This window comes from Nocardia otitidiscaviarum NBRC 14405 (genome assembly GCF_000308635.1).
Lineage (GTDB): Bacteria > Actinomycetota > Actinomycetes > Mycobacteriales > Mycobacteriaceae > Nocardia > Nocardia otitidiscaviarum.
Genome location: NZ_BAGD01000132.1, coordinates 43,193 through 64,841, shown reverse-complemented (window position 1 = coordinate 64,841; position 21,649 = coordinate 43,193). Strand labels below are relative to the sequence as shown.

Below are 21,649 nucleotides of genomic sequence, written 5' to 3'. Positions count from 1 at the left end.
CAGCACCCGTTCCGCACCCGCCACCAGGGGCGTCGCGGGCGATGCCGGAACATCGCTCTCCACCGCCGGTGCGGTCGACTGCCGAGTGCTCGGCTGGGAGATCTGCGGCACTGTTCCGCCCGGACTCCGGGGGGCATCGTCGCGGTTCCGATCGGCCTCACCCGGCTGGGCGGGCTCGCCCGACGGGCGCTGGAACGCCTCGTCGGAACGCGGGCGCTCGCCCGCGCCGGAGCCGAGATCGCTCAGGTTGGTCAGATTCGACGCGGCGCGAGGCTGTACGCCGACACCCGGGGCGGGGGCGGGCCGGCCCGGGTCGCCGGCGGCGGTGCTGTCGGACTCTGTCGGTCGCGTCGACCGAGAGCCGGTCGCCTCCGCGCCGGGCCGGGCATCGACCTTCGGGATGGCACCGGTGGCGCGGGCCACGGCCTCGGCCGCATTGGTCTGGGCGATACCGCCGGAGGCCGTCACCACGGGCAGCACGGTGGTGGAGTCGTCGAGCCGCTCGGTCGGGGCCTCGCTGTCCACCATCCGGGGGCGGATCTTGCGGAACGAGCGCGGCTTGGTGGCGGGGGTGCCGTCGGCCAGCGCGGGCATCTGCAGGGTGACGGGGTCGGTGACCGGGGTGGTCTTCACCAAGTCCACCATGTCGCCGCCGCCGGGCCGCTCATCGTCGAGGATGGGTTCGCCGAGGCCCACCTTCTCCTGGATCTTCTTCATCCAGGCCGGAGCCCACCAGCAGTCGTCGCCGAGCAGCTTCATGGTGGCGGGCACCAGCAGCATGCGCAGCACGGTGGCGTCGATGAACAGTGCCGCCACCATGCCGTAGGCGATGTACTGCATCATCACGAGTTCGGAGAACGCGAACGCGCCCGTCACGACCAACAGGATGAGCGCCGCCGCGGTGATGATGCGCCCGGTCTGGGCGGTGCCGACGCGCACGGATTCGGTGGTGCTGGCCCCCTGCGTGCGTGCCTCCACCATGCGGGAGAGCAGGAACACCTCGTAATCCACGGATAGGCCGTAGATGATCGCGATGATCAGCACCAGCACCGGCGACATGATCGGCTGCGGTGTGAAGTTCAGCAGGCCCGCGCCGTGGCCGTCGATGAAGATCCAGGTGAGGATGCCGAGCGTGGAACCGAGGCCGAGCGCGCTCATGAGCGCCGCCTTGAGCGGCAGCACCAGCGATCCGAAGGTCAGGAACATCAGGATGGTGGTGACCAGCAGCACCAGCGCGATCATCAGCGGCATGAGGTCCAGCAGCGACTTGATGCTGTCCATCATCATGACCGGTTGCCCGGTGACCATGACCTCCGCACCTTCGGGCACCGCCATCGAGCGCAGATAGTCGACGGTGTCCTCGGGATGCGCGCTGTCGGTGACGGTGGCCTCGGAGACCCATACGTTCGACCCGTTCGGCGGTTTCGCCGGAATGCCGAACTGGGAGTTCTTCACCAGTCCGGGAGCCTGATTCGCCTCCGCCAGGATCTGACCGATATTGCGCGAGTTGTCGGTGACGATGATCAGCTGCACCGGATCGGATTTGCGCAGCGGGAAGATCTCGTCGAAGTGCTCCTGCGCCAGTCGGGTCGGATTGTCCGGCGGCAGATAGGTTTCGCTGATACCGCCGAACTGCAGGTTCTTCACCGGGATGATGAGCAGCAGCAGCACGATGGTGAGCGGGATGGCGACCTTGAGCGGGTGCTTCATCACCCACGCGGTCATCCGGCCCCAGAAGCTGTTCTCGACCTCGTCGGCGGTCTTGGTCTTGCGAATCCACTTGAGGCCCAGCATGTCCACGCGTGGGCCGAGGATGCTCAGCATGGCGGGCAGCACGGTGAGCGCCGACACCATGGCCAGCAGCACCGCGGCGATGGTGCCGTAGGCGACCGACTTGAGGAAGCCCTGCGGGAACAGCAGCATGCCCGCGCTGGCGGCGATGATCATGGTCGCCGAGGAGGTGACGGTGCGCCCCGCCGTCATGACCGAGCGGCGCACCGCGGCCTTGGTGTCGTAGCCCTCCGCGAGTTCCTCGCGGAACCGGCTCACGATGAACAGGCCGTAGTCGATGGCCAGACCCAGGCCGATCATCGACACCACGGCGGAGACGAACGAGTTCACCTCGGTGAACTTGGTCAGCCCCATGATGATGCCGTTGGAGGCCAGAATGGTGAGCCCGCCGATGATCAGCGGCAGCGAGGCGGCGACGATGCCGCCGAAGATGAAGAACAGCAGCACCGCGACGGCGGGCAGCGCCAGCAGCTCCATGCGCTTCACGTCGCTGGCGATGGTGTCGTTCAGCGTGAACCCGATGGGTTGCAGACCCGCGACCTCGACCTGGACGCCCGGAATCTCGAAGGCGTCCTGCACCTGGGCGTAGTTCCGCAGCATCTCGGTGTCGTTGTTGCCCTCGAGGGCCAGCGCGGCGAAGGCGTGCTTCTTGTCCTTGCTGCCCGCGACCGACGGGATCCACTCGCCGGTCTCGGTCTGCCAGTAGGCCCCGTTGACCTTGGTGATCAGCGGGTATTCCTTGGGCAGGCTGTTGAGCTTGTCGACGACCGTCCGGCTGAACTCCGGATCGTCGATGGTCTTGCCCTCGGGCGCGGTGAACAGCAGCAGGATGTCGGCGCTGTGGTCGCGGCCGTAGACCTGGTCCTTGAGTTCGGCGGCCTTGGTGGATTCCGAGGTGGGGTCGAACCACCCGCTGGAGCTGAGATGGTTTTCCAGCCCGAACCCGAAACCTCCGAGTGCGAGCATGGCGGCGGTGACCACGCCGAGCACGGCGAAGCGCAGCCGGTAGACCAGGTCGCCCCAGCGGGTGAACACTAAGCGACTCCTTGAGCGGGGCGGGAGGTGAGCAGTGCGGACAGCGGCCGGAAGGGCTGCAGCCATGCTCCCTCGTCGGGCAGCGAATCGAGGCTCACCCTGGGCAGCGGTTCACGGAACACGCCCGGGATGTCCTCCAGATCGATGAACTCGAGGATATCGGACGTGACGGCCCAACTCGCGTGCTCACGGAATCCGAGCACCTGAACGGGAACGCCCGTCGCGGCGATCTCCTCGAGCGGTGCGCGGAACGCCTGTCCGTCCGCGGAGGCGACCATGATGCCCGCCAAGCCCGCGCCGCGACGGCGTAGCTCGATATGGGCGAGCATATCGCTGTCGACGTCGGAATCCTCGTCGATTTTGGGTTTTGCGAAGACTGCGTAGCCGACATTGCGCAGCGCCTCCACCCACGGTCGCACCACATCGGCGGTGCCGGGCGCGATATTGGTGAAGACGGTCGCCTCGGGTTCGACCCGGCGCGGGCTACCTACCGACAGTTCGGCTGTGCGGGCCAGCAGCCAGCGTCCGAGGGCGTCGAAGCGGGGGCGGTAGGCGGCGGTGGGGCGGCCGCCCAGGATCGCGCCGAGTCCCATATCGAGATTCGGTGCGTCCCAGACCAGCAGGACGCGGCGCACGTCCGGGGTGCTGACGCCTAGTGCTGGGGTGCCGGGCACTTCCGCGGAGGGGGTGCCGTGCATTATTTCGGCAACATCCGATACCTCCGGGGTCATTTCGCTGACACTCATGATTCGATCTTCCCCCAGATGAACTCGTTGATCGCGCTACCCGCGCGGAGTCCTTTGCTTTCGAACTTGGTAATCGGACGTTCGAAACCGATTGGTGCGGTTTCGCGCCAGTCGTCCGAATTGCCCCCGGTCGTCTCATTCAGGCCGATGAGCTGGGGTTCTCCCGCTCCGACCTCGGCAATCCACTCCGCGTAGTCGGCGTGGTCGGTGGCGACATGCAACACGCCGCCGGGTTTCAGCCGCGACGCGATGAGCTTCAGCGTGGCGGGCTGGATCAGCCGCCGCTTGTGATGGCGAGCCTTGGGCCACGGGTCCGGGAAGAAGATCCGGACACCGGTCAGCGACTCCTCGGCAATCATGTGGTCCAGCACATCCACGGCATCGCCGCGCAGCAGCCGGACATTGTCGATGCCCTCGCGCTCGATGGTCTTCACCAGCATGGCCAGACCCGGCTTGTAGACCTCGATGCCGATCAGGTTGAACTGCGGCTCGTCGCGAGCCATGGCCGCGGTGGCGGTACCGGTACCGCAGCCGATCTCGATGATGAGCGGCGCGCTGCGGCCGAACCAGGCGTCGGCGTCGAGCGGGTCGTCGGACACATCCTTCCCGATGTGCGGCCACATCCGCTCCCAGGACTCCTGCTGGGACGGCGTCAGCGCGCCCCGGCGGGACCGGAAGCTGGTGACCCGAGGGTAGAGACGGTTGCCGGTGGCCGACCGCGGCCCGGGAACTGACTCGGCAGTGTGGTTCGCGGCGTCGTTCACGGCGTCCATTGTCCAGTATTCGATGATTAGCGCAGCAATCGACCACGCGTTGGGTGCCCGATCCGTTTTCCGGCGGGCATTTTCGTGATCGCGCCCACCTGCGTTTCCGCGACCGGATACCGGGAAACGAGCGGTAATGCGACCGCGTCGCCGAATGGGCGGGCCGTGACGCGTCACACAGGGGCGTGGCGCCGGTGATCGGGCGCACCGTCCGCGGCGGACCGGCGGGCGGCCGACGCCCCGGCCAGCGGGGTTGTCCCGATGGCGCAATTCCCGCTTCATGGCGTCGTTTTCGTGACTAGGATTCCGCTGTATTCGCGATGGGCGCGCGGGTACCGGTGCGGGCACACCGGATTTCAGGGCATTTCTGCCGAAAACACACGTGAGTTATTGCGTTGAGCTACAGCGAGATACGCGATGGATGAAGGTCGAAGCGAACTGGAGCTGCTGCTGACGGCGGTCCGCGCGAGCGATACGCCGGTCCCCCCACGACTCGAAGCCGCCGTCCGGCGTTGGCGGCGGCCGTTGCGCATTCAGGTCACCGGGCGCAGCCGTGCCGGAAAGACCACGGTGCAGCGGGCTTTGGCCCTGCTCGCCGCCGAGGAGACCGCGTCGGTGGATGTGCCGGGGCAACCCGAACCCGTCCTGGACGGCGATCTCGTCCTCTATATCTTGGCGGGCGCGCCGCACCCCGCGGATCGAGCGGTGCTCGCCACCGTGCCGCCGGAGCGAATGCTGCTGGTGCTGAACAAGGCCGATGCCATCGGCAGCCGCTGGAGCGATGCGGTCACCGCCGCCGAGCGCTGCGCCGAGGAGTTCGGCATGGCCGTACATCCGGTGGTGGCGACCCTGGCGGCGCATACCCGATCCGGCATTGTCGCCGATGCCGAACGGGCCACCCTGTGCCGCCACCGCGACCATCCGGACCCGACGTTCGCCCTCGTCCCGGAACGGTTCACCGACCCCGCGTTCGGCTCCGACACCGCCGACCGGAAGGCGCTGCTCGCCCGCTGGCCGCTGCCCGGCCTGGCCTGTGCCCTCTCGGCGCTGCGGTACCGGCCCGAGCTGTCGTCGGGGCGAATCCTGCAGATCCTGCACGCCGCCAGCGGAATCGACCCGCTGCACGCCGACCTGCGCCGCCGCTGCGAAGCGCACGCGGCCCGGCGCGGCGGCGAACTCCTCGACGAGCTCACCCGGCTGGCGGCCTGCCGCATTCCGGCGCGCGACCGCATCGAGACCTACCTGCGGGGCGACGAAGCGCTGGCGCTGGGCCTGCGGGCGGGACTGTCCAGTCCCGCGCTCGCCCGGCTGCCCGCCACCGACCCAGCACCCACCGACCCGGACCAGGCCCTGGCGCACGCCGCCCACTGGCGCGCGGTCGTCGCCGCCGACATCACACCGGATGCCCGTCGCGCCGCGCTGCGCATTCACGACGGCTACATCCGCCTGTGGGAACGGTTGACCGATGCCCGACTCTGAACGCCCCGGCACCGCCCACGACACCCGCCGGGAGACCGCCACCCCCATGGTCGGTCCGCCCGCTCCGGACGACGAGCCGTTGAGCCGGGGTCCCGAGCGTCGGGAACAGCCAACGGACGGAACCGCTGCGGAGTCCCGGGGACCCACGCACGGGCGGGAGTCGCCCGGCGGTTCCGGCGCGACCGGTGGCGGTACCACGGCCGCGACCGCTGGGTCGGCCACCTCATCCGGTCCGTTCGGAGTTTCATCCACTCCGTCCGGAGCATCAGCCACTCCGTCCGGAATCTCCGAGATGCCGCGCGGCCTCATCTCGCTGCCCGCGCCGGCCGTGCCGGTCGATGCGGCGCACTCAGCTCGGATCGCCTCCCTGGTGTTGCCACCGACGGCGGAAGCCGTTGTGGCGCGCTGGAACCCCCAGGGCATGGCGTTGTTGGAGGCGGCCAGGGTCGGCGGTGAGGTGGCGGGTTCGATCACGCTGATCGGCGTCGACGACGCGAACACGGCCTTGCTGCGGGCCGAATTGGCGCGTTTCGTTCCCCGGCTCGAGGTGTCGGAGCCGGTCGAGGAGCCGGTGCGGCCGGTGGGGGTGGCGCTGGTGCTGTGCGATGCCGCCGCGCCGATCGGGGCGCACACCCTGGACGTGGTGCGGCGGCTGCGTGCGGGCGGCGCTCGGATCGTCTTCGCGCTGGGCGGTATTCACGCGCACGACGATTGGCGCGGGATCCGGGACCGGAACCGGGAGCTGCTGGCCGCGGCATTCGACGACCGCTCCGGGGTCGATATCGTCCCGGTGTCACCGCAATTGGCGGCGGCGGCGCGCACCACGGCGGACGCGGCCCTGGCCGATCGCGCCGGTATCGCCCTGTTGCACGCCCGCCTGGCCGCCGCGGCGGGTGCGGTGACGGCCGCCGATCAGGCCGAGGGCGTGCTGCGGCGGGTGCTCACGGACACCCGTCGGCGCATCGACGAGCAGATCGAGGCCCTGCGATCGGCCGCCGATGTGGCCGCGCTGCGGGAGGAGCGGGTGGAACTGCTGGCGGTCGGCGACGGCGGGCGTTCGATCGCCATGGCGGCCCTGCACAATCGGATGCAGCTGGCGAAGGTCGATCTCGTGCACGAGGTGGGCGCGCGGATTCGCGCCCTCAATATCGCGGCCCGAGCCGATGTCGAGCGCCTGGGCCGCGCCGAACAGCGCGACTATCCGCGGCATCTGCAGCGGACGGTGGACGAGCTGACCGCGGAGATCGATGCCGAGATCCGCCACCGGCTCACCGATCTGACCCGGCTGGTCGAGCTGACGGTCCGGGCGTTCGCGTCGACCGAGGACGACGAGGCCGAACCCGAGCCGACCATGCGGGTGGCGCAGCGTGTCGCCGCGCCGCCCCGGGTCGGTCCGGATCCGGAGCCGCGCCACGTCGGTGCGGAGGACCGGTTGATGATCGTGATCGGCGCATCCGCCGGTTTCGGGCTGGGGCGCCTGATCGTCTCCCCGTTCGCGCTCATGCCCGCGCTGGATTACGCCACCGTCCCGCTGACCCTGCTGCTGGGTGCGGGGGTGGCCGCCTGGCTGGCGCGGGCGCGCGGTCAGCTGGCCGACCGGGCGCATTTGCGCCAGTGGATCGCGGATGCGCTGGTGAATGTGAAGGCGCACCTGGAGCAGCGGGTGGCCGCGGTCCTGGTGGAGGCCGAGGATCAAATCACAGACCAGTTGGTTCGGTTGGCGACCGAGAATGTGGTGGAAACAGACCGTCGGGTAGGTGAAATCGAGGACCTGCTCCGCGCCGCCGCAGCGCGCCGACCAGGGCAATTAGCGGCCTGTGAACGTGACCTTCGCACACTGGAATTCACATAACCGCTGGTCGGCGGTCTCGACCCGATACCGACTGGACAACCCGATTCCTACGCCCGGGATATATGGCGTTAACCTCTATAGCAGGAACCCGGGCGTCCGCTTCGTCCCTGTATGCCGTCCAGCCGGGACGTGCTATCGCGCAGACGGCGGGCGGGGGCCCGACCGCAATCGGTGGCAACAGGTGTCGCGAGCTGGACTCACGCCGGCTCGAGCCATCCGAGGCCACCCATCTCAGGAGAGTTTTCATGACCTCAGCGACCATTCCTGGTCTTCACGATGGCACCGCGCCCACCGAGCACAAGGAACTGCTTGCCTGGGTTCAGGAGGTCGCAGAACTGACCCAGCCCGACCGCGTGGTCTGGGCGGACGGGTCCGACGCGGAGTGGGACCGCCTCACCGAGCAGCTCGTCGCCGCGGGCACCTTCAAGAAGCTGAACGAGGCCAAGAAGCCCAACTCGTTCCTCGCGCTCTCCGATCCCTCCGACGTCGCGCGCGTCGAATCCCGCACCTACATCTGTTCGCGCACCGAGGCCGACGCGGGCCCGACCAACAACTGGGTCGATCCGACCGAGATGCGCGCCACCATGACCGAGCTGTACCGCGACTGCATGAACGGCCGCACCATGTACGTGGTGCCCTTCTGCATGGGCCCGCTCGGCGCCGACGACCCCAAGCTGGGCGTCGAGATCACCGACTCCGAGTACGTGGTCGTCTCCATGCGCGTCATGACCCGCATGGGCGCCGCAGCCCTGGAGAAGCTGGGCACCGACAAGCCGTTCGTGAAGGCCCTGCACTCCGTCGGCGCGCCGCTGGCCGAGGGCCAGGCCGACGTGCCGTGGCCGTGCAACGACACCAAGTACATCACCCACTTCCCCGAGGACCGCGAGATCTGGTCCTACGGTTCGGGTTACGGCGGCAACGCGCTGCTGGGCAAGAAGTGCTACTCGCTGCGTATTGCCTCCGCCATGGCGCACGACGAGGGCTGGCTGGCCGAGCACATGCTCATCCTCAAGCTCATCTCGCCGGAGAACAAGGCGTACTACATCGCCGCCGCCTTCCCGTCGGCCTGCGGCAAGACCAACCTCGCCATGATCCAGCCGACCATTCCGGGCTGGCGCGCCGAAACCCTCGGCGACGACATCGCGTGGATGCGCTTCGGCAAGGACGGCCGCCTCTACGCCGTCAATCCGGAATTCGGCTTCTTCGGCGTCGCGCCGGGCACCAACCACTCGTCCAACCCGAACGCCATGGCCACCATGGAGGCGGGCAACACCGTCTACACCAATGTCGCCCTCACCGACGATAACGACGTGTGGTGGGAGGGCCTGGAGGGCACCCCCGACCACCTGATCGACTGGAAGGGCAACGACTGGTACGAGCGCGAGTCGGAAACCCTCGCCGCGCACCCGAACTCGCGCTACTGCACGCCGATGTCGCAGTGCCCGATCCTGGCGCCGGAGTGGGACGACCCGCAGGGCGTGCCGATCTCGGCCATCCTGTTCGGCGCGCGCCGCAAGACCACCGTGCCGCTGGTGACCGAATCGCTCAGCTGGCAGCACGGCGTGTTCATGGGCGCGACCATGGCCTCCGAGCAGACCGCCGCCGCCGAGGGCAAGGTCGGCACCGTGCGCCGCGACCCGATGGCCATGCTGCCCTTCATGGGCTACCACGTGGGCGACTACCTGGGCCACTGGGGCAATATCGGCAAGAACGCCGACGCCGAGAAGCTGCCGAAGATCTTCTACGTCAACTGGTTCCGCCGTGGCGAGGACGGCCGCTTCCTGTGGCCCGGCTTCGGTGAGAACTCCCGCGTGCTGGAGTGGATCATCGGCCGCATCGAGGGCCGCAAGGAGGCCCGCCCGACCCCGATCGGCAATGTCCCCACCGCCGCCGACCTCTACCTCGACGGCCTCGACGTGAACGAGGCCGATGTGGACGAGGCCCTGGCCGTCAACCCCGAGGAGTGGCGTCGCGAGATCCCGCTCATCGAGGAGTGGTTCGAGTTCATCGGCGAGAAGCTGCCCTCGGGCGTCCGCGACGAGTTCGAGGGCCTCAAGCAGCGTCTCGGCTAGTCCGCCTCTCCGCGTCCTCAGCGTTCTGTGGGCAATCGGATTCGGATATCGAGTGGCCGCCCGCGCCGAGTTCGGTGCGGGCGGAACCGATTCGATGCCCGACTATGAACCCTGGTATCCCAAGGGCATGAGCAGGGATTTCTGTTCGCAGTAGGCGTCCAGGCCCTCGGGGCCGTTCTCGCGGCCGATGCCCGATTTCTTGTAGCCGCCGAAGGGGGCGCAGGGGTCGAAGGCGTACCAGTTGATGGCATAGGTGCCGGTACGCACCTTGGCGGCGACCGCCGCGCCGTGCTCGATATCGGTGGTCCACACCGAACCGGCTAGTCCGTAATCGCTGTCGTTGGCGATGGCGACGGCTTCGTCCTCGGTCTCGTAGGGCAGCACCGACAGCACCGGGCCGAAGATCTCCTCGCGCGCGATGGCCATGGAGTTCGCGACATCTGCGAAGACGGTCGGCTCGACGAACCAGCCCGGCAGGTCGTCGGGGCGTCCACCACCGAGGACGAGACGCGCGCCCTCATCCTTGCCCCGGGCGATATAGCCCTCGACGCGTTCGCGTTGCCGCTGCGAGATGAGCGGGCCGAGGGTCGCGTCGGGATCGCTCGGAATACCGGTCTTCATGGCGCGCACCGCGTCCGCGAGTCCCTCCACGATCTCGTCGTACCGGCTGCGCGGCGCGAGAATGCGGGTCTGCGCCACGCACGCCTGACCGGAATTCATCAGGCCCGAGAAGGCGAGGGTGGGCATGCTCGCGGCGATATCCAGGTCCGGCAATAGGATTGCCGCAGATTTGCCACCCAGCTCCAAGGAGCAGCGTTTGAGTTGGCCGCCCGCAATGGACGCGATCTTGCGACCCACCGCGGTACTGCCTGTGAAGGTCACCTTGTCCACATCGGGATGGGAGACAAGGTATTCGGAGACCTCCGCGTCGGCGGGCAGCACCGACAGCACCCCCTCCGGCAATCCCGCCTCGACGAACAGGTCGGCCAGCAGGTTGGTGGTCAGCGGGGTGAGCGGCGCGGGTTTGAGCACGACCGTGCAGCCCGCGAGCAGGGCGGGGGCGAGCTTGTTGACGGCCAGGAAGAGCGGCACGTTCCAGGCCGTGACGGCCGCGACCACACCGACCGGTTCGCGCGAGACCCGGCTGGTGCCGAACGCGCCGACGCGAGTCTCGTTCCAGGGGAAGGACTTACCGAGTCCGGCATAGAAGTCCAGGGCGGCCTTGGCCGGGAGGTGGTTGAGCGTATTGGCGGCCATGGCGGGTGCGCCCAGCTCCGCGCTGAGCGCGGCCACCAGGTCTCCGACCCGCTGATCGAGCAGTTGGGAGACGCGGGCGAGAACGTCGGCGCGTTGCTCCGGCGGAGTGGCGGGCCAGGGGCCGCTGTCGAAGGCGCGGCGGGCCGCGGCCACAGCGGCGTCGACGTCGGCGCGGCTCACCACCGGCACGGTGCCGACGGTTTCCAGGGTGGCGGGCGAGACGACCGGGACGCGTTCGGCGCTGGCCGGGGCCGTCCAGTGACCGCCGATGAACAAGCTCTGGTAATTCATGGGAACACGTTACAGTTTTGCTCCGAGGGTTGTCCGGATGATGGTCCGGACTGCTGTCCGGCGAGTGGGCGCGCCGTTCGTGTGGCGTTCGCCGTCGATGCGCTCATGCGTGCCCTATGCTCGGTGTGGTTTTCGTCTCACGGACCATCGGTCCGGTTGCTAAACATTAGCTATTCTTTTCAACTGAGGTTGTTCGCTGCTCGTCTTCGGCATGCGGTTCGGCCGGGGGGAGCTGAGCCGACTCGTGAAAGGCGGGCGATGGCATGACCGATCTGGATTTCGGCGCTTTCGTGCTCCCGGAGATCACCGACCTCCCGGCGGTGGCCGCCGGCACGCCCCTGCATCGGGAGGCGGGGAAGTTGCAGCGGGTGCTGCCGCCGGGTTGGCGGGTCGAAGTCGTGGCGGGTCCGCAGCGTGCGGATCGGGTGGGTCAGCCGGTATTGCGATTGGTCATGTCGGATCGGTGATCATCGAGATCGGCGCGAGCGCAGGGTAATTGGGCACATGTGTGGCAAATACCGGGCATTCGTAATCTCGAATTCCAACCTGTCGGTTCGCTTTTCGTGAAACGCACTATTGCATTCTGCAGCTGCTGCGAGCATGCTTATAGCTACCGCGGATTGCTCGTTCGATTCATGAACCGTTACGGCACAGGGAGTCCGAGTCATGTCGGTGCAAGTGATCGGAAGATCGCTGATGACCAGCGATCTCACGCCGCATCAGGCGAAAAGCGTTGGCGCCGGCGGCTGGGTGGTGTCATTCCTCCCCGGCCGGACACTGACAACCGAGCAAGCGACCGCCGCATTGCGAGCCGCCGAAGCCGTCGCCACGGTCAACGAACTCGCCGGACAAGTCGGGCTCACCGCCATGGAAACCGTGGGTCTCGCAAACCAGGAGTCACCGTGGAGCGAACCCGAATGCACGGGCGGATTGCGCCGACTCTGGCGTCGCGGCTGCCTCGAGCGTTGAATTCCGTTTACCGGCCACCACCACCAAATTGCTGACCAGTAATTCGCGCAGCCCCGGAATGCGCACCAGCCACCACGCCCAGCGCGGGTGGTAGCGCGGGAAGACCGCCAGAATCTCGATATCCGGCGGGGTCGAGTGGGCCCACCGCAGGCCATCCGCGGCACGCACCGCGAACAGTGACCGCCCGAATCGGTTCTTCGGCTCCCGGCCGTGCTTGCGCCGGTAACGCCGGGCCGCGTACTCCCCGCCCAGATAGTGCCACGGACCGGTCTCGTGCCCACCGAAGGGGCCCAGCCAGACGGTGTAGGACAGCACCATCAGGCCGCCTGGTTTGGTCACCCGCAGCATCTCGTCGGCCATCGCCCACGGCTGCGGCACATGTTCGGCCACATTCGACGACACACAGATGTCCACCGCGTCGTCCCGGAACGGCAGCGCCATCCCCGAACCGCGCACCGCACCCGGCACCGACAGCCCGGCCGCATGCATTTCCGAAGGATCCGGTTCGACCGGGATGTACCGCGCCCCGGCCTTGGCGAACTCGTCCGCGAAGTAGCCGGGACCGCCGCCGACATCCAGCACGACGGTCCCGCGCAGGGAACGCCCGGTCAGATCCCGGAAGAAGTCGCCGACCAGATCGGCCGTATCGGCGGCCACGCCCCCGTAGAACACGGCCGGATCCGTCTGCTCGAATTTGAAACTGCCCAGCAGACGCAGGGACCGCCGCAAGGTAGCGCGACGGGCGAAACGCGGACGTCGCCATGCGGATTGCGCGGCTCGAAGCATGGCGGCCAGTCTCGCACAGCGACCATCGGGCGAAGACCCCCACCCGGGCGCGGACGGCGGCGTTTTCCCGGCCCTGGGCTGGTCAGCTGACCACTGAGGGCCCGGAAACCGGGGTGGGCGGTTATGGTGGAGCCCGTTGTCTGCCCGCATCCGTGAGAACGACCTGGAGAAGCCCGTGCGTGAAGTGTTGCTGCTGTGTTGGCGGGACACCGGGCATCCGCAGGGTGGGGGCAGCGAGCGGTACCTGGAACAGGTCGGGGCGCACCTGGCCGCGCGGGGTGTGAAGGTCACGCTGCGCACCGCCGGATACCCCGGGGCCGCCCGGCGGGAACGGATCGACGGCATCGAGATCAGCCGGGCCGGGGGGCGGTACACCGTCTACCCGCGGGCGCTGGCGGCCATCGCCCTGGGACGGCTCGGGATCGGACCGCTCAAGCACGCGCGCCCGGACGCGGTGATCGACACCCAGAACGGCATCCCCTTCTTCGCGCGGGCCGCGAGCGCCGCGCCGACCGTGGTGCTGGTGCATCACGGACACCGTGAGCAGTGGCCGGTGGCCGGTCGGCTGGTCGGACGGATCGGCTGGTGGATCGAATCCCGGCTGTCGCCGCGCGTGCACCGCCGCAACCAGTACCTGACCGTCTCCCTGCCCTCGGCGGAGGAATTGTCGCTGCTCGGCGTCGAACCGGCCCGGGTGGCGGTCGTGCGCAACGGTGCCGAACCCGTGCCCGAGGGCGTCACGCCCGGCTCCGACTCCACCCGCACCGCGCATCCGAGCATCGTGGTGCTCTCCCGCCTGGTACCGCACAAGCAGATCGAGGACGCCCTCGCCGCCGTCGCGGCGCTGCGCCCCCGCATTCCCGGCCTGCACCTCGACGTCATCGGCGACGGCTGGTGGGCCGACAACCTGCGGGCGCACGCCGACGACCTCGGCATCGCGGACGCGGTGACCTTCCACGGCCATGTGGACGAGGAGCGCAAACACGAACTGCTCGCCCGCGCCTGGGTGCACGTGCTCCCCTCCCGCAAGGAAGGCTGGGGCCTGGCGGTCATCGAAGCCGCGCAACACGGCGTCCCCACCATCGGCTACCGCAGCTCGCGCGGACTCACCGACTCCATCGTCGACGGCGTCACCGGCCTGCTGGTCGACGACCCCGCCCAGCTCACCGCCGCCGTGGGCGAACTGCTCACCGCACCCGAAGCCCGCACCGTCCTCGGCGAGAAGGCCCGTGCCCGCGCCCGCGAATTCTCCTGGGAGCAAACGGGAAACGGGGTATACGAGGTGCTCGCGGCCGTCGCTCGCGGAGAACGCGTCTCAGGGCTGGTGACGGCGGCGAACGTCGAGGTGTAACCGGCACCGGGCGGCCGCGTCGTGCGGTGCGCGGGATCCGGTGTAGCCGAGTGGCTGTCGTACCACGACATACGTTGTCGCCGCGGCGGCCGGGCGTGCGTCACTCGGGTGCGCGTCGTGGAACCGACGGCGACGACCCGGTCGACAACCTCGTCCGCACTCCTCCAGCCCGCGACGCGTGCGGGGTGGGCGCGCGGATGTACTCAGGAATGACGGACGGGCCCGGGCCGAGCGCTGCGGCGAGAGGTGCGCCTGAGCGCCCCTGCTGCTGGCGGGGCCGACCAGCCGATGCGCGCGGCTCTGCTGGGGCGGATGTCAGGGGCTGCTGGGCCGGGTGTGTGGGTTAGCGCGCCGCGGTGTGGTGTGAGCGCTGCCAGGGTTCCCGCGTCGAGTAAGGCCGACCTGGTGAGGCGGGCGGCTCCGGCGGGGCAGCTGTGTTCAGGGCAGACCGGCGCTGTGGCGGCTCTATTGGGCGCGGATGTGCTCAGGGGGTGGCAGATGGCTCGGTCGGGTGTGTGGATTGCGCGCGACGGCGTGGTGTGAGCGCTGCCAGGGTTCCCGCGACGAGTAGGGCTGCCCAGGCGAGGTGGGCGGCTCCGGAGGTGCGGCGGGTGGCCGGGGTGGCGTCGTGGGCGGTGATCGGGCCGGGGACGCGGTAGAGCTGGAGCGCCGGGGTGTAGTAGACCGGTTCCAGCTGTGCCAGTGTGGTTTTCGATTCACCGACCGGTCCGGGGGTGCCGCCCTCGACGAGTACCCAGCCGACGCCGAGCCGGGCCAGTTCGGTCGCGGAGCCACCGCGCAGGAGCAACCGCTCGACCTCCCCGGCACGGGCCCCCTCACCCGCTACCGTCGCGCCCCGAACCGGCAGCTCGCCGGTCTGCAGGACATCGCGACGGAGCATGCGCGGCGCGGGGTCCAGCACCGGCGCGGGTCCGGAATAGCGGAACTTGCGGAACATGCCGCCCGGCAGCACCGCCACATCCCCCGGAGCGTCCACCAGTTCGGCCACCTCCCCCCACGCGGGCGGATAGTGCACCGGCCGCAGCTCACCGCCCACACCCCAGGCGAGGTCGGGCAGAGCGGCGATCAGCAGGGCGATGAAAAGCACTGCGACAGCGCCTGTTCGAGTCCGGCGGTCGCCGGGTGCCGTCGTGTCCTCGAAGCCGGCCGCATCCGCGACGGCGCTGCCGGTCGGGGTGTCGGACCCGAAGACGGGGTCGCTGGTCGAGGTGTCCAGGGCCATGTCGCTGGTCGGGGTGACGTTGCTTATCGAAGTGCCCCGGGTGGTGTTGCCAGTGGGCGATCCCGGGGCGGTGTCTCCGGTTGGCGCGTCCAGGTCAGGGGTACCCGTAAGCGCGGTCGAAGTGGCGTTGTCGGTGGGTGCGCCGGGGGCGGTGCGGTCGGCAGGGGGGGTCGAAGAGTCGCTGCCGCCGGGCGCGTTCGCCGCAGGGTCGTGGTCGGGCGCATCCGGGGCAGGGTCGCCAGCGGAGCCAGGTGAGTAAGCGAGTCGGGGTGCGTCTTCGAATGCGTTGCGGGGCTTGTCATCACCTTCCTCGGCTGCGTCGGGTGGCGGCATGGTGGGGACGCTCGCGACGACCGGTGTGCTGCGGCGGTCGCGAAACAGCAGACCGGCGGTGGTATGGCACCCGGCGGCGGCGCACAGGGCGAAGGCGGGCATCGCGAGTGCGACGTATTTCTGGGTGTCGCGCAGCAGTCCGGCGCCCGGGACGTGTTCGATCAGGGCTTCGCCGAGCGACAGGCCCCAGCCGGTCGCCGCCAGCGCGGGCAGCACGATGGCGAATGCCGCCAGCGCCAGGAGGATTCGGCGGATCCACCGGGTATCGCGGGCGCAGGTGGCCACCGTGCGCACACCGAGGACGACGATGCTCAACAGCAGCAGGGTGCCGATCACGGCGAAGAACGTGGTGCGGGAACCGGGGACCGCCGTGCTGTTCCAGATGCCGCCCAGCCCGGCCAGGCTGCCGAGTGTCCCCAGCCCGGGTTCCGCCCGCGCCGCGAAGGCCGTGACTCCGGCCGGGTCCGACGGCTCCGCGCCCGCTCCGGACAGCGCGGTGGCGGTGAGCCAGGGTGCCGCGGTCATCACCCACAGGCCAACCGCCCCTGCGAGATTGCGTCGTCCCACCACCAGCAGCGCCGTCACCCCGGCGAGCAGCGACCCGGTCGGAGTCAGCCCGGCGGCCGCCAGGCAGCCGCCGAGCAGCGCCCAGTTTCGAGCCCGCTCCCACCGGCCGAAGCCCGCTTCACCACGAATCCGCTGCGCCAGCACCGCGATCCACGGCAGTGCCGCATACCCGGTCAGCAGGCTCCAGTGCCCCTGCAGAAGTCGTTCCGCGACATACGGATTCCACACGGCGACGGTGGCCGCCACCAACCGCGCCCCCGGCGAAGCCCCCAGCAGCTCCCGCGCCAGCACCGCCGCACCCCACCCGGCCAGCCACAGCGCCCCCACCAGAATCGCCTTGACCACCACTCCGCCGTCGACCACCCCCGACAGCACCGCGACCAACGCATCCTGCGGCACCGCCCGCGGCGCGGCATCCCCCACTCCCAATGCGGCATCCGTCAGGTACGACCGCGGCGTACTCACCGCATCCCGCAGCAACAGATACCCCGACCCCAGCAGCGGCCCCACCACCACCAGCGCCAGCACCAGGCTGTACCCCGCGGGCACCCACCGCCACCACCGCTCCCGGACCACCGCGCTCACGCCCAGCACCCTACGTTCACCGCCCGGGGTCCGACGCGGGCAACCATCCCCGGGCGTGTACCGCGCCGCCAACGCGAACACCCGTGTCGTGTCGACTGCACCCGGGGGCCTCGCGGTAACAGTGGATTCGGCGGTCACCTCGGCCGGTCGCCCCCCGTAGCGGGTCGCCCGTCCGTCCCGCCGTGCAGTGAGCCGGTACGCGCCCGCCCTGAGGCCGACGACCTCGCTCATGAGGTCCGCAGCAGCGGCGAACCGTCGCACCCGGTGATCTCGTTCGCCACTTCCGCGCGGTGGGGCCCTGCACAGGTTTCGGACGGGGTGGGGGCGGGTCGTGGGCGTGCGGGTGGGAGCATTGCCGATGTGTCCGCTGTACGCCGTCTGCCTGTTGTCGCGGATCTGACGTTGGTGACGGTCGGGGCCATGACGGCGAATGTCGCGGGCTATCTGCTGCAATTGCTGGCCAGCCGGTGGTTGGGGGTGTCGGGATACAGCCCGTTCGCGAGCCTGCTGGCCGTGCAGTTGCTGTGCGCGGTTCCTGCGCTGGCCCTGCAGAACGTGGTGGCGCGGGAGGTGGTGCGCGGGGCGGGGATCGGTGCCGCGCGCGGGCTCGGGTGGCGCTGTGCGGCCCTGGTCGCCGCCGTGGCCGTGGTGTTGGTGCCGGTGGTGAGCACGGTGCTGGATGTCGGTTTCTGGGCGTCGGCCGCCGCGCTCGGTGCCGCGCCGGTGCTGGTCCTGCTCTCCGGTGAACAGGGGATTCTGCAGGGGCAGCGCCGCTTCCGCGAGTTGGCCACCGTGCTCGGCGGTGCGGGAGTCGCCCGCGTGACACCCGCGATCATCGTGCTCGCGCTCGGAGGCGGCACCTCCGCGGCCCTGTGGGCCGCCGCCGCCGGTATCGCTGTCGCCGCCGTCTCGGCCCGCCTCGCCGCCGGGGGCGCGCATACCGTGACCGAACCGACCGCGCGGGTACGGTCCGCAGGCTCGCGTCCGGCGTCGGCAAGGGCAGCACAGTGGCCGACTGCCGCCGAATCCGAATCGGCGGGGGTGGTGGCGGTGCTGCGGGCGGCGCAGTTGCAGGCCGCGCTCATGGCGTTGTCGTCGGCGGATCTGATCGTGTCCCGGATCGTGCTGGAGACCGATGATGCCGGTCGGTACGCGTTGGGCGCGGTGGCTACCAAGATCGCGTTCTGGCTGCCGCAGGCGGTGGGTGTGGTGCTGTATCCGCGGATGGCGCAGCCGCAGCATTCGGCGCAGGCGGTGCGCTCCGCGCTCGCGGTGCTGTCTGCCATCGGTGTGCTCGCGGTGGCGGGCGCGGCGGTCGCCGCCCCGCTGGCCCCGCTGTTCGCGGGTCAGGACTACGCCCCGGTACAGGGTCTGCTGTGGCTGTTCGCCCTCGACGGGGCGCTGCTGGCGGTATTGCAGGCCGCCCTGCTCTCCGCCATCGCGGCCGACCGCACCGCGCCCGCCGCCCTCACCTGGCTGGGTCTGGCCGCCGGGGTGGCCGCCATGCTCACCCTCGCCCACTCGGTTCTCGGCCTCATCACCATCGCCACCACCACCGCCGCGATCACCACCGCCGTCATTGCCGCGCTCGCCCTGGGCGCGACCCGCCGCCCGCAGCCGGTCACGACTTCCATCTGACGATTCTGGCTTCCGTAGGGGCGGCCTCGCTGTCCTCTTCGCCCTGGCAACGGCCCGCGGAACGACGGCGGCTCCCCACCTGTCGCAGGTGGGGAGCCGCCGGTACGGGATCAGTCCGAGATCAGGGTTTCTTCTCGGTGTCGATCTTGCCGATGTCGATCTGCTGCGTCGGCGCGTCCGAGAACGCGTCACCGGAACCCGGCCGCGGACCGGCACCCGAGCGGGCCGCGCCGCGGCGCACCGGATCCTTGCCGCCGCCGAGCAGGCCCAGCACCAGACCCGCGATCAGGGCGATGGCGCCCAGGACACCGAAGATGATCGGCATGACGCGGCCGTACATGGCCAGCTTGTCGGTGTTCTCCTTGGCGACCGCGATCTGCGATTCGATGGTGTTCTCGTCGAAGACCAGTTCGCCCTTGAGCACGGTCACTTCGGGCTTGTCGGCGCTGCGCGCGTAGTACTGGTAGATCTTCTCGCCACCCTTGATGACGGTGCCGGTCTGCGGCTCCACCCACACGTCACGGGTGTTGGTGTACCAGCGGGTCATGGTGACCGGCTCTTCGCCTTCCAGCCCCCACTTGGCGGCGGGCAGGCTCAGCTTGTTGGTCGGCGAGTTCACCACGGTGGAGAGGTCGACGGGCGGGATCGTCTGCGAGAAGTGGTAGACCTTCGTGTTGTTGATCTCCGTCTCCTCGACGAAGTTGATGTCGTAGGTCTGCCGGGCGTTGACGTCGAAGTACGGGTACGTCTTCTTCTCGGTGCCGATCGGGAAGCGGTACTGCAGACCGGTGTGCTGGACCGGGTCCATCACGGTCTGACCGTTCTTGTCCACGGTCGCGCCGATCGCGCCGTTCGGGCCGCCGTCGACCTCGTCGACCGGCATACCGGTCTTGCGGTCCACGGTGACGCGGTCGATGGACGCCGTCAGCAGGCCGGTGTCGCCCTGCTTGTCGGTGCGGCGCAGGGTCTGACCGGCCTGGATGGTCAGGATCTCCGCGCTGACCGGCTCCTCGATGGTCAGGAAGCGCTGCGAGAACAGCGGCACATTGGTGTCGACCTTCGCCGCGCCCTCGGGGGAGGTCAGCGACTTGGCGTCGAGGACCTCACCGGCGTTCTCGGGTCCATTGGTCGCGACAGTGGTGATCTCCAGGTCGAGCGGCGTCTTGGCGAGCTGGTTGACCGTATAGGTGGGGATCATCACCGCGGCGACGAGCAGCATCGCGCCCAACCCCACGAGTAGGCAGGCTACTGTCCTTCTGGTACCGGCACTCAGTGCCATGCAGGTTCTCCTCGTCGTCGAACAGGTCGTTCCGGCGCGGTACTGCGGTCGCCGCGCAGCACGCGTGAGCCCCGACACTAACAGTCCGGTCTGCCCTTACGCTGCGCCGAGGCCGGAAATCCCCGCGAAACGGCCCCAAGTCAAACACGGAGTGCTCACATCAGGCCAGACAAGGCACACTGGATCGCGATGACCACGACCCTGCACCCGTCCTCCGAACCCCCCCGACCGGTCGGTGAAGGAACCGAATCCGCCGAGGTAGCGGGCGCAATCGAGTCGAATTCCGCACCCGCCGGAGCGGGCGCGGACATCTCCGCCCCGCCGCGCGACGATTCCACCGAAGCGACCACCGCGTCCGACACCGGTTCGATGGCCGCGACATCATCCGCTTTCGCTATGGCACCGCGACACGGCGACGCCGCGGCGAGTGGAATCGAGAGGGACGCGGTCGAGCGCGCCGCGAACGTGGCCAGCGAACCCGGTGCGGCCTCGACCGAATTCCCGAGGCGGCCCGCCGGATTCCTGCCCGCCCTGGAGGGCATGCGCGGGATGGCGGCGCTCGGGGTGGTGGTCACGCACGTGGCATTCCAGACCGGGGCGACCAGTTTGCCAATGGTGGGACGCGTGCTGGAGCGGTTCGACATGGCCGTCGCGGTGTTCTTCGCACTGTCGGGATTCCTGCTCTGGCGTCCTCACGCCGCCGCCGCGCGCGGACTCGGCACCGCACCCACCGCCGGGCGGTACCTGCTGCACCGCGCCGCCCGCATCCTGCCCGCCTACTGGGCGGTGGTCTGCGCGGTGCTGATCCTGCTGCCGACCGCCGCGAGCACCGCCGGATTCCGGGTGTGGCTGGCGAATCTCGGTCTGGTGCAGGTATTCGTGCCGCTCACCCTGACCGACGGACTCACCCAGATGTGGAGTCTGTCGGTGGAGATGGCGTTCTACCTGCTGCTGCCGCTGCTGGCCGTCGCGGTGGCGTGGCTGCGCGGAGACCGGGCACGCTGGCGGGTGCCGGTGCTGCTGGCATTCGGAACGCTGTGTCTGACCTGGAATCTCATCCCGGTGCCGACCCCGGACGCCATCAACTCGGACAACTGGCTGCCCGGTTACCTGCCGTGGTTCGCCGCGGGCATGCTGCTGGCCGAACTCTCCGACCTGGCGGTGCCGCGGCTGCGCCGCCTCGCCGGAAATCCGTGGATCTTGTGGACGATCGCGCTGGTGGCGTTACTGCTCTCGGCCACCGATCTGGGCGGCCTGCCCGGACTCACCCGGGGTGCGCCCTGGCAGTACGTCCTGAAGATGGCCTTCGGTGCGATCATCGGCTTCACCCTGCTCGCCCCCCTGGTACTGCGCCCCGATATCCGCCACCGCTGGCTGGAGAGCCGCACCGCCGCCATGCTCGGCCGCTGGTCCTACGGCGTCTTCCTCTGGCACCTGGCCGTACTCTCCATCGTCTTCCCGGTCTTCGCCATCGTCCCCTTCAGCGGCGACTTCCCCCAGGTCCTCGCCCTCACCATCGCCCTCACCCTCCCCCTGGCCGCCGCCAGCTACGCCCTCATCGAAGAACCCGTCCGCCGCTGGGCGCGCCGCTTCGGCTGAGCATCGAGGGGG

At 69.5% G+C, this 21,649-nt stretch carries 14 protein-coding genes; 7 read left to right on the top strand and 7 right to left on the bottom strand.

Annotated elements, in window-relative coordinates; genetic code table 11:
• The 3 genes from ON31_RS28670 to trmB form a co-directional block, all read right to left on the bottom strand.
• Positions 1–2,826: MMPL family transporter (locus ON31_RS28670; protein WP_081592802.1), on the bottom strand; the 2,826-nt coding region annotated here is incomplete at its 3' end.
• Positions 2,826–3,572: an NYN domain-containing protein gene (locus ON31_RS28665; RefSeq protein ID WP_029930272.1), complete on the bottom strand. Its 747-nt coding sequence runs from the start codon at positions 3,570–3,572 to the stop codon at positions 2,826–2,828. The genes ON31_RS28665 and ON31_RS28670, both read right to left, overlap by 1 nt.
• Positions 3,569–4,345, bottom strand: a complete 777-nt coding sequence (gene trmB, locus ON31_RS28660) for a tRNA (guanosine(46)-N7)-methyltransferase TrmB (RefSeq protein ID WP_081592801.1) — start codon at positions 4,343–4,345, stop codon at positions 3,569–3,571. Before trmB ends, ON31_RS28665 begins: the two co-directional genes overlap by 4 nt.
• A gap of 408 nt (positions 4,346–4,753) precedes the next feature.
• Between trmB and ON31_RS28655 the strand changes: the two genes are divergently transcribed.
• From ON31_RS28655 to ON31_RS28645, 3 genes are all read left to right on the top strand, one after another.
• The gene (locus ON31_RS28655; RefSeq protein ID WP_039818061.1) at positions 4,754–5,815 is read left to right on the top strand and encodes a hypothetical protein; all 1,062 of its coding nucleotides are present in this window, start codon (positions 4,754–4,756) and stop codon (positions 5,813–5,815) included.
• Entirely contained in the window at positions 5,802–7,667 is a 1,866-nt protein-coding gene (locus ON31_RS28650) for a hypothetical protein (RefSeq protein ID WP_255222293.1), read from the top strand. Before ON31_RS28655 ends, ON31_RS28650 begins: the two co-directional genes overlap by 14 nt.
• A 245-nt stretch (positions 7,668–7,912) precedes the next feature.
• Positions 7,913–9,739 carry a phosphoenolpyruvate carboxykinase (GTP) gene (locus tag ON31_RS28645; RefSeq protein WP_039818060.1) on the top strand — a complete coding sequence of 609 codons (1,827 nt, stop codon included), beginning with the start codon at positions 7,913–7,915 and terminating at the stop codon, positions 9,737–9,739.
• A gap of 102 nt (positions 9,740–9,841) precedes the next feature.
• Here ON31_RS28645 and ON31_RS28640 read toward each other — a convergent pair whose 3' ends face one another.
• Positions 9,842–11,287, bottom strand: a complete 1,446-nt coding sequence (locus tag ON31_RS28640) for an aldehyde dehydrogenase (RefSeq protein ID WP_039818058.1) — start codon at positions 11,285–11,287, stop codon at positions 9,842–9,844.
• A gap of 263 nt (positions 11,288–11,550) precedes the next feature.
• Here ON31_RS28640 and ON31_RS28635 point away from each other — a divergent pair, with 263 nt between their 5' ends.
• Positions 11,551–11,754, top strand: a complete 204-nt coding sequence (locus ON31_RS28635; RefSeq protein WP_039818057.1) for a hypothetical protein — start codon at positions 11,551–11,553, stop codon at positions 11,752–11,754.
• Positions 11,755–12,184: 430 nt separating this feature from the next.
• On the opposite strand, the gene ON31_RS28630 is transcribed toward ON31_RS28635, so the two are convergent.
• The gene (locus ON31_RS28630; protein ID WP_081592799.1) at positions 12,185–13,042 is read right to left on the bottom strand and encodes a class I SAM-dependent methyltransferase; all 858 of its coding nucleotides are present in this window, start codon (positions 13,040–13,042) and stop codon (positions 12,185–12,187) included.
• Between the two features lie 175 nt (positions 13,043–13,217).
• On the opposite strand from ON31_RS28630, the gene ON31_RS28625 reads away from it, so the two are divergent.
• Complete coding sequence (locus ON31_RS28625) at positions 13,218–14,393, top strand: glycosyltransferase family 4 protein (RefSeq protein WP_039818085.1); 1,176 nt, start codon at positions 13,218–13,220, stop codon at positions 14,391–14,393.
• A 484-nt stretch (positions 14,394–14,877) separates the two neighbouring features.
• Here ON31_RS28625 and ON31_RS38690 read toward each other — a convergent pair whose 3' ends face one another.
• Complete coding sequence (locus tag ON31_RS38690; RefSeq protein WP_255222295.1) at positions 14,878–17,112, bottom strand: MmpA family trehalose lipid delivery protein; 2,235 nt, start codon at positions 17,110–17,112, stop codon at positions 14,878–14,880.
• Between the two features lie 429 nt (positions 17,113–17,541).
• Between ON31_RS38690 and ON31_RS28610 the strand changes: the two genes are divergently transcribed.
• Positions 17,542–18,759 carry a polysaccharide biosynthesis protein gene (locus ON31_RS28610; protein WP_255222294.1) on the top strand — a complete coding sequence of 406 codons (1,218 nt, stop codon included), beginning with the start codon at positions 17,542–17,544 and terminating at the stop codon, positions 18,757–18,759.
• Between the two features lie 121 nt (positions 18,760–18,880).
• On the opposite strand, the gene pgfA is transcribed toward ON31_RS28610, so the two are convergent.
• A complete protein-coding gene (gene pgfA / locus ON31_RS28605) occupies positions 18,881–20,038 on the bottom strand; it encodes a cell envelope lipid trafficking protein PgfA (RefSeq protein WP_039818054.1) in 1,158 nt (385 codons plus the stop codon).
• Positions 20,039–20,578: 540 nt separating this feature from the next.
• Between pgfA and ON31_RS28600 the strand changes: the two genes are divergently transcribed.
• The gene (locus ON31_RS28600) at positions 20,579–21,637 is read left to right on the top strand and encodes an acyltransferase family protein (protein WP_169335046.1); all 1,059 of its coding nucleotides are present in this window, start codon (positions 20,579–20,581) and stop codon (positions 21,635–21,637) included.
• Positions 21,638–21,649: the final 12 nt, after the last annotated feature.

Coding starts and splice junctions, on each gene's coding strand:
- ON31_RS28665 (WP_029930272.1), bottom strand. CDS start 3,572: ATGAGTGTCAGCGAAATGACCCCGGAGGTATCGGATGTTGCCGAAATA.
- trmB (WP_081592801.1), bottom strand. CDS start 4,345: ATGGACGCCGTGAACGACGCCGCGAACCACACTGCCGAGTCAGTTCCC.
- ON31_RS28655 (WP_039818061.1), top strand. CDS start 4,754: ATGGATGAAGGTCGAAGCGAACTGGAGCTGCTGCTGACGGCGGTCCGC.
- ON31_RS28650 (WP_255222293.1), top strand. CDS start 5,802: ATGCCCGACTCTGAACGCCCCGGCACCGCCCACGACACCCGCCGGGAG.
- ON31_RS28645 (WP_039818060.1), top strand. CDS start 7,913: ATGACCTCAGCGACCATTCCTGGTCTTCACGATGGCACCGCGCCCACC.
- ON31_RS28640 (WP_039818058.1), bottom strand. CDS start 11,287: ATGAATTACCAGAGCTTGTTCATCGGCGGTCACTGGACGGCCCCGGCC.
- ON31_RS28635 (WP_039818057.1), top strand. CDS start 11,551: ATGACCGATCTGGATTTCGGCGCTTTCGTGCTCCCGGAGATCACCGAC.
- ON31_RS28630 (WP_081592799.1), bottom strand. CDS start 13,042: ATGCTTCGAGCCGCGCAATCCGCATGGCGACGTCCGCGTTTCGCCCGT.
- ON31_RS28610 (WP_255222294.1), top strand. CDS start 17,542: ATGACGGCGAATGTCGCGGGCTATCTGCTGCAATTGCTGGCCAGCCGG.
- pgfA (WP_039818054.1), bottom strand. CDS start 20,038: ATGGCACTGAGTGCCGGTACCAGAAGGACAGTAGCCTGCCTACTCGTG.
- ON31_RS28600 (WP_169335046.1), top strand. CDS start 20,579: ATGCGCGGGATGGCGGCGCTCGGGGTGGTGGTCACGCACGTGGCATTC.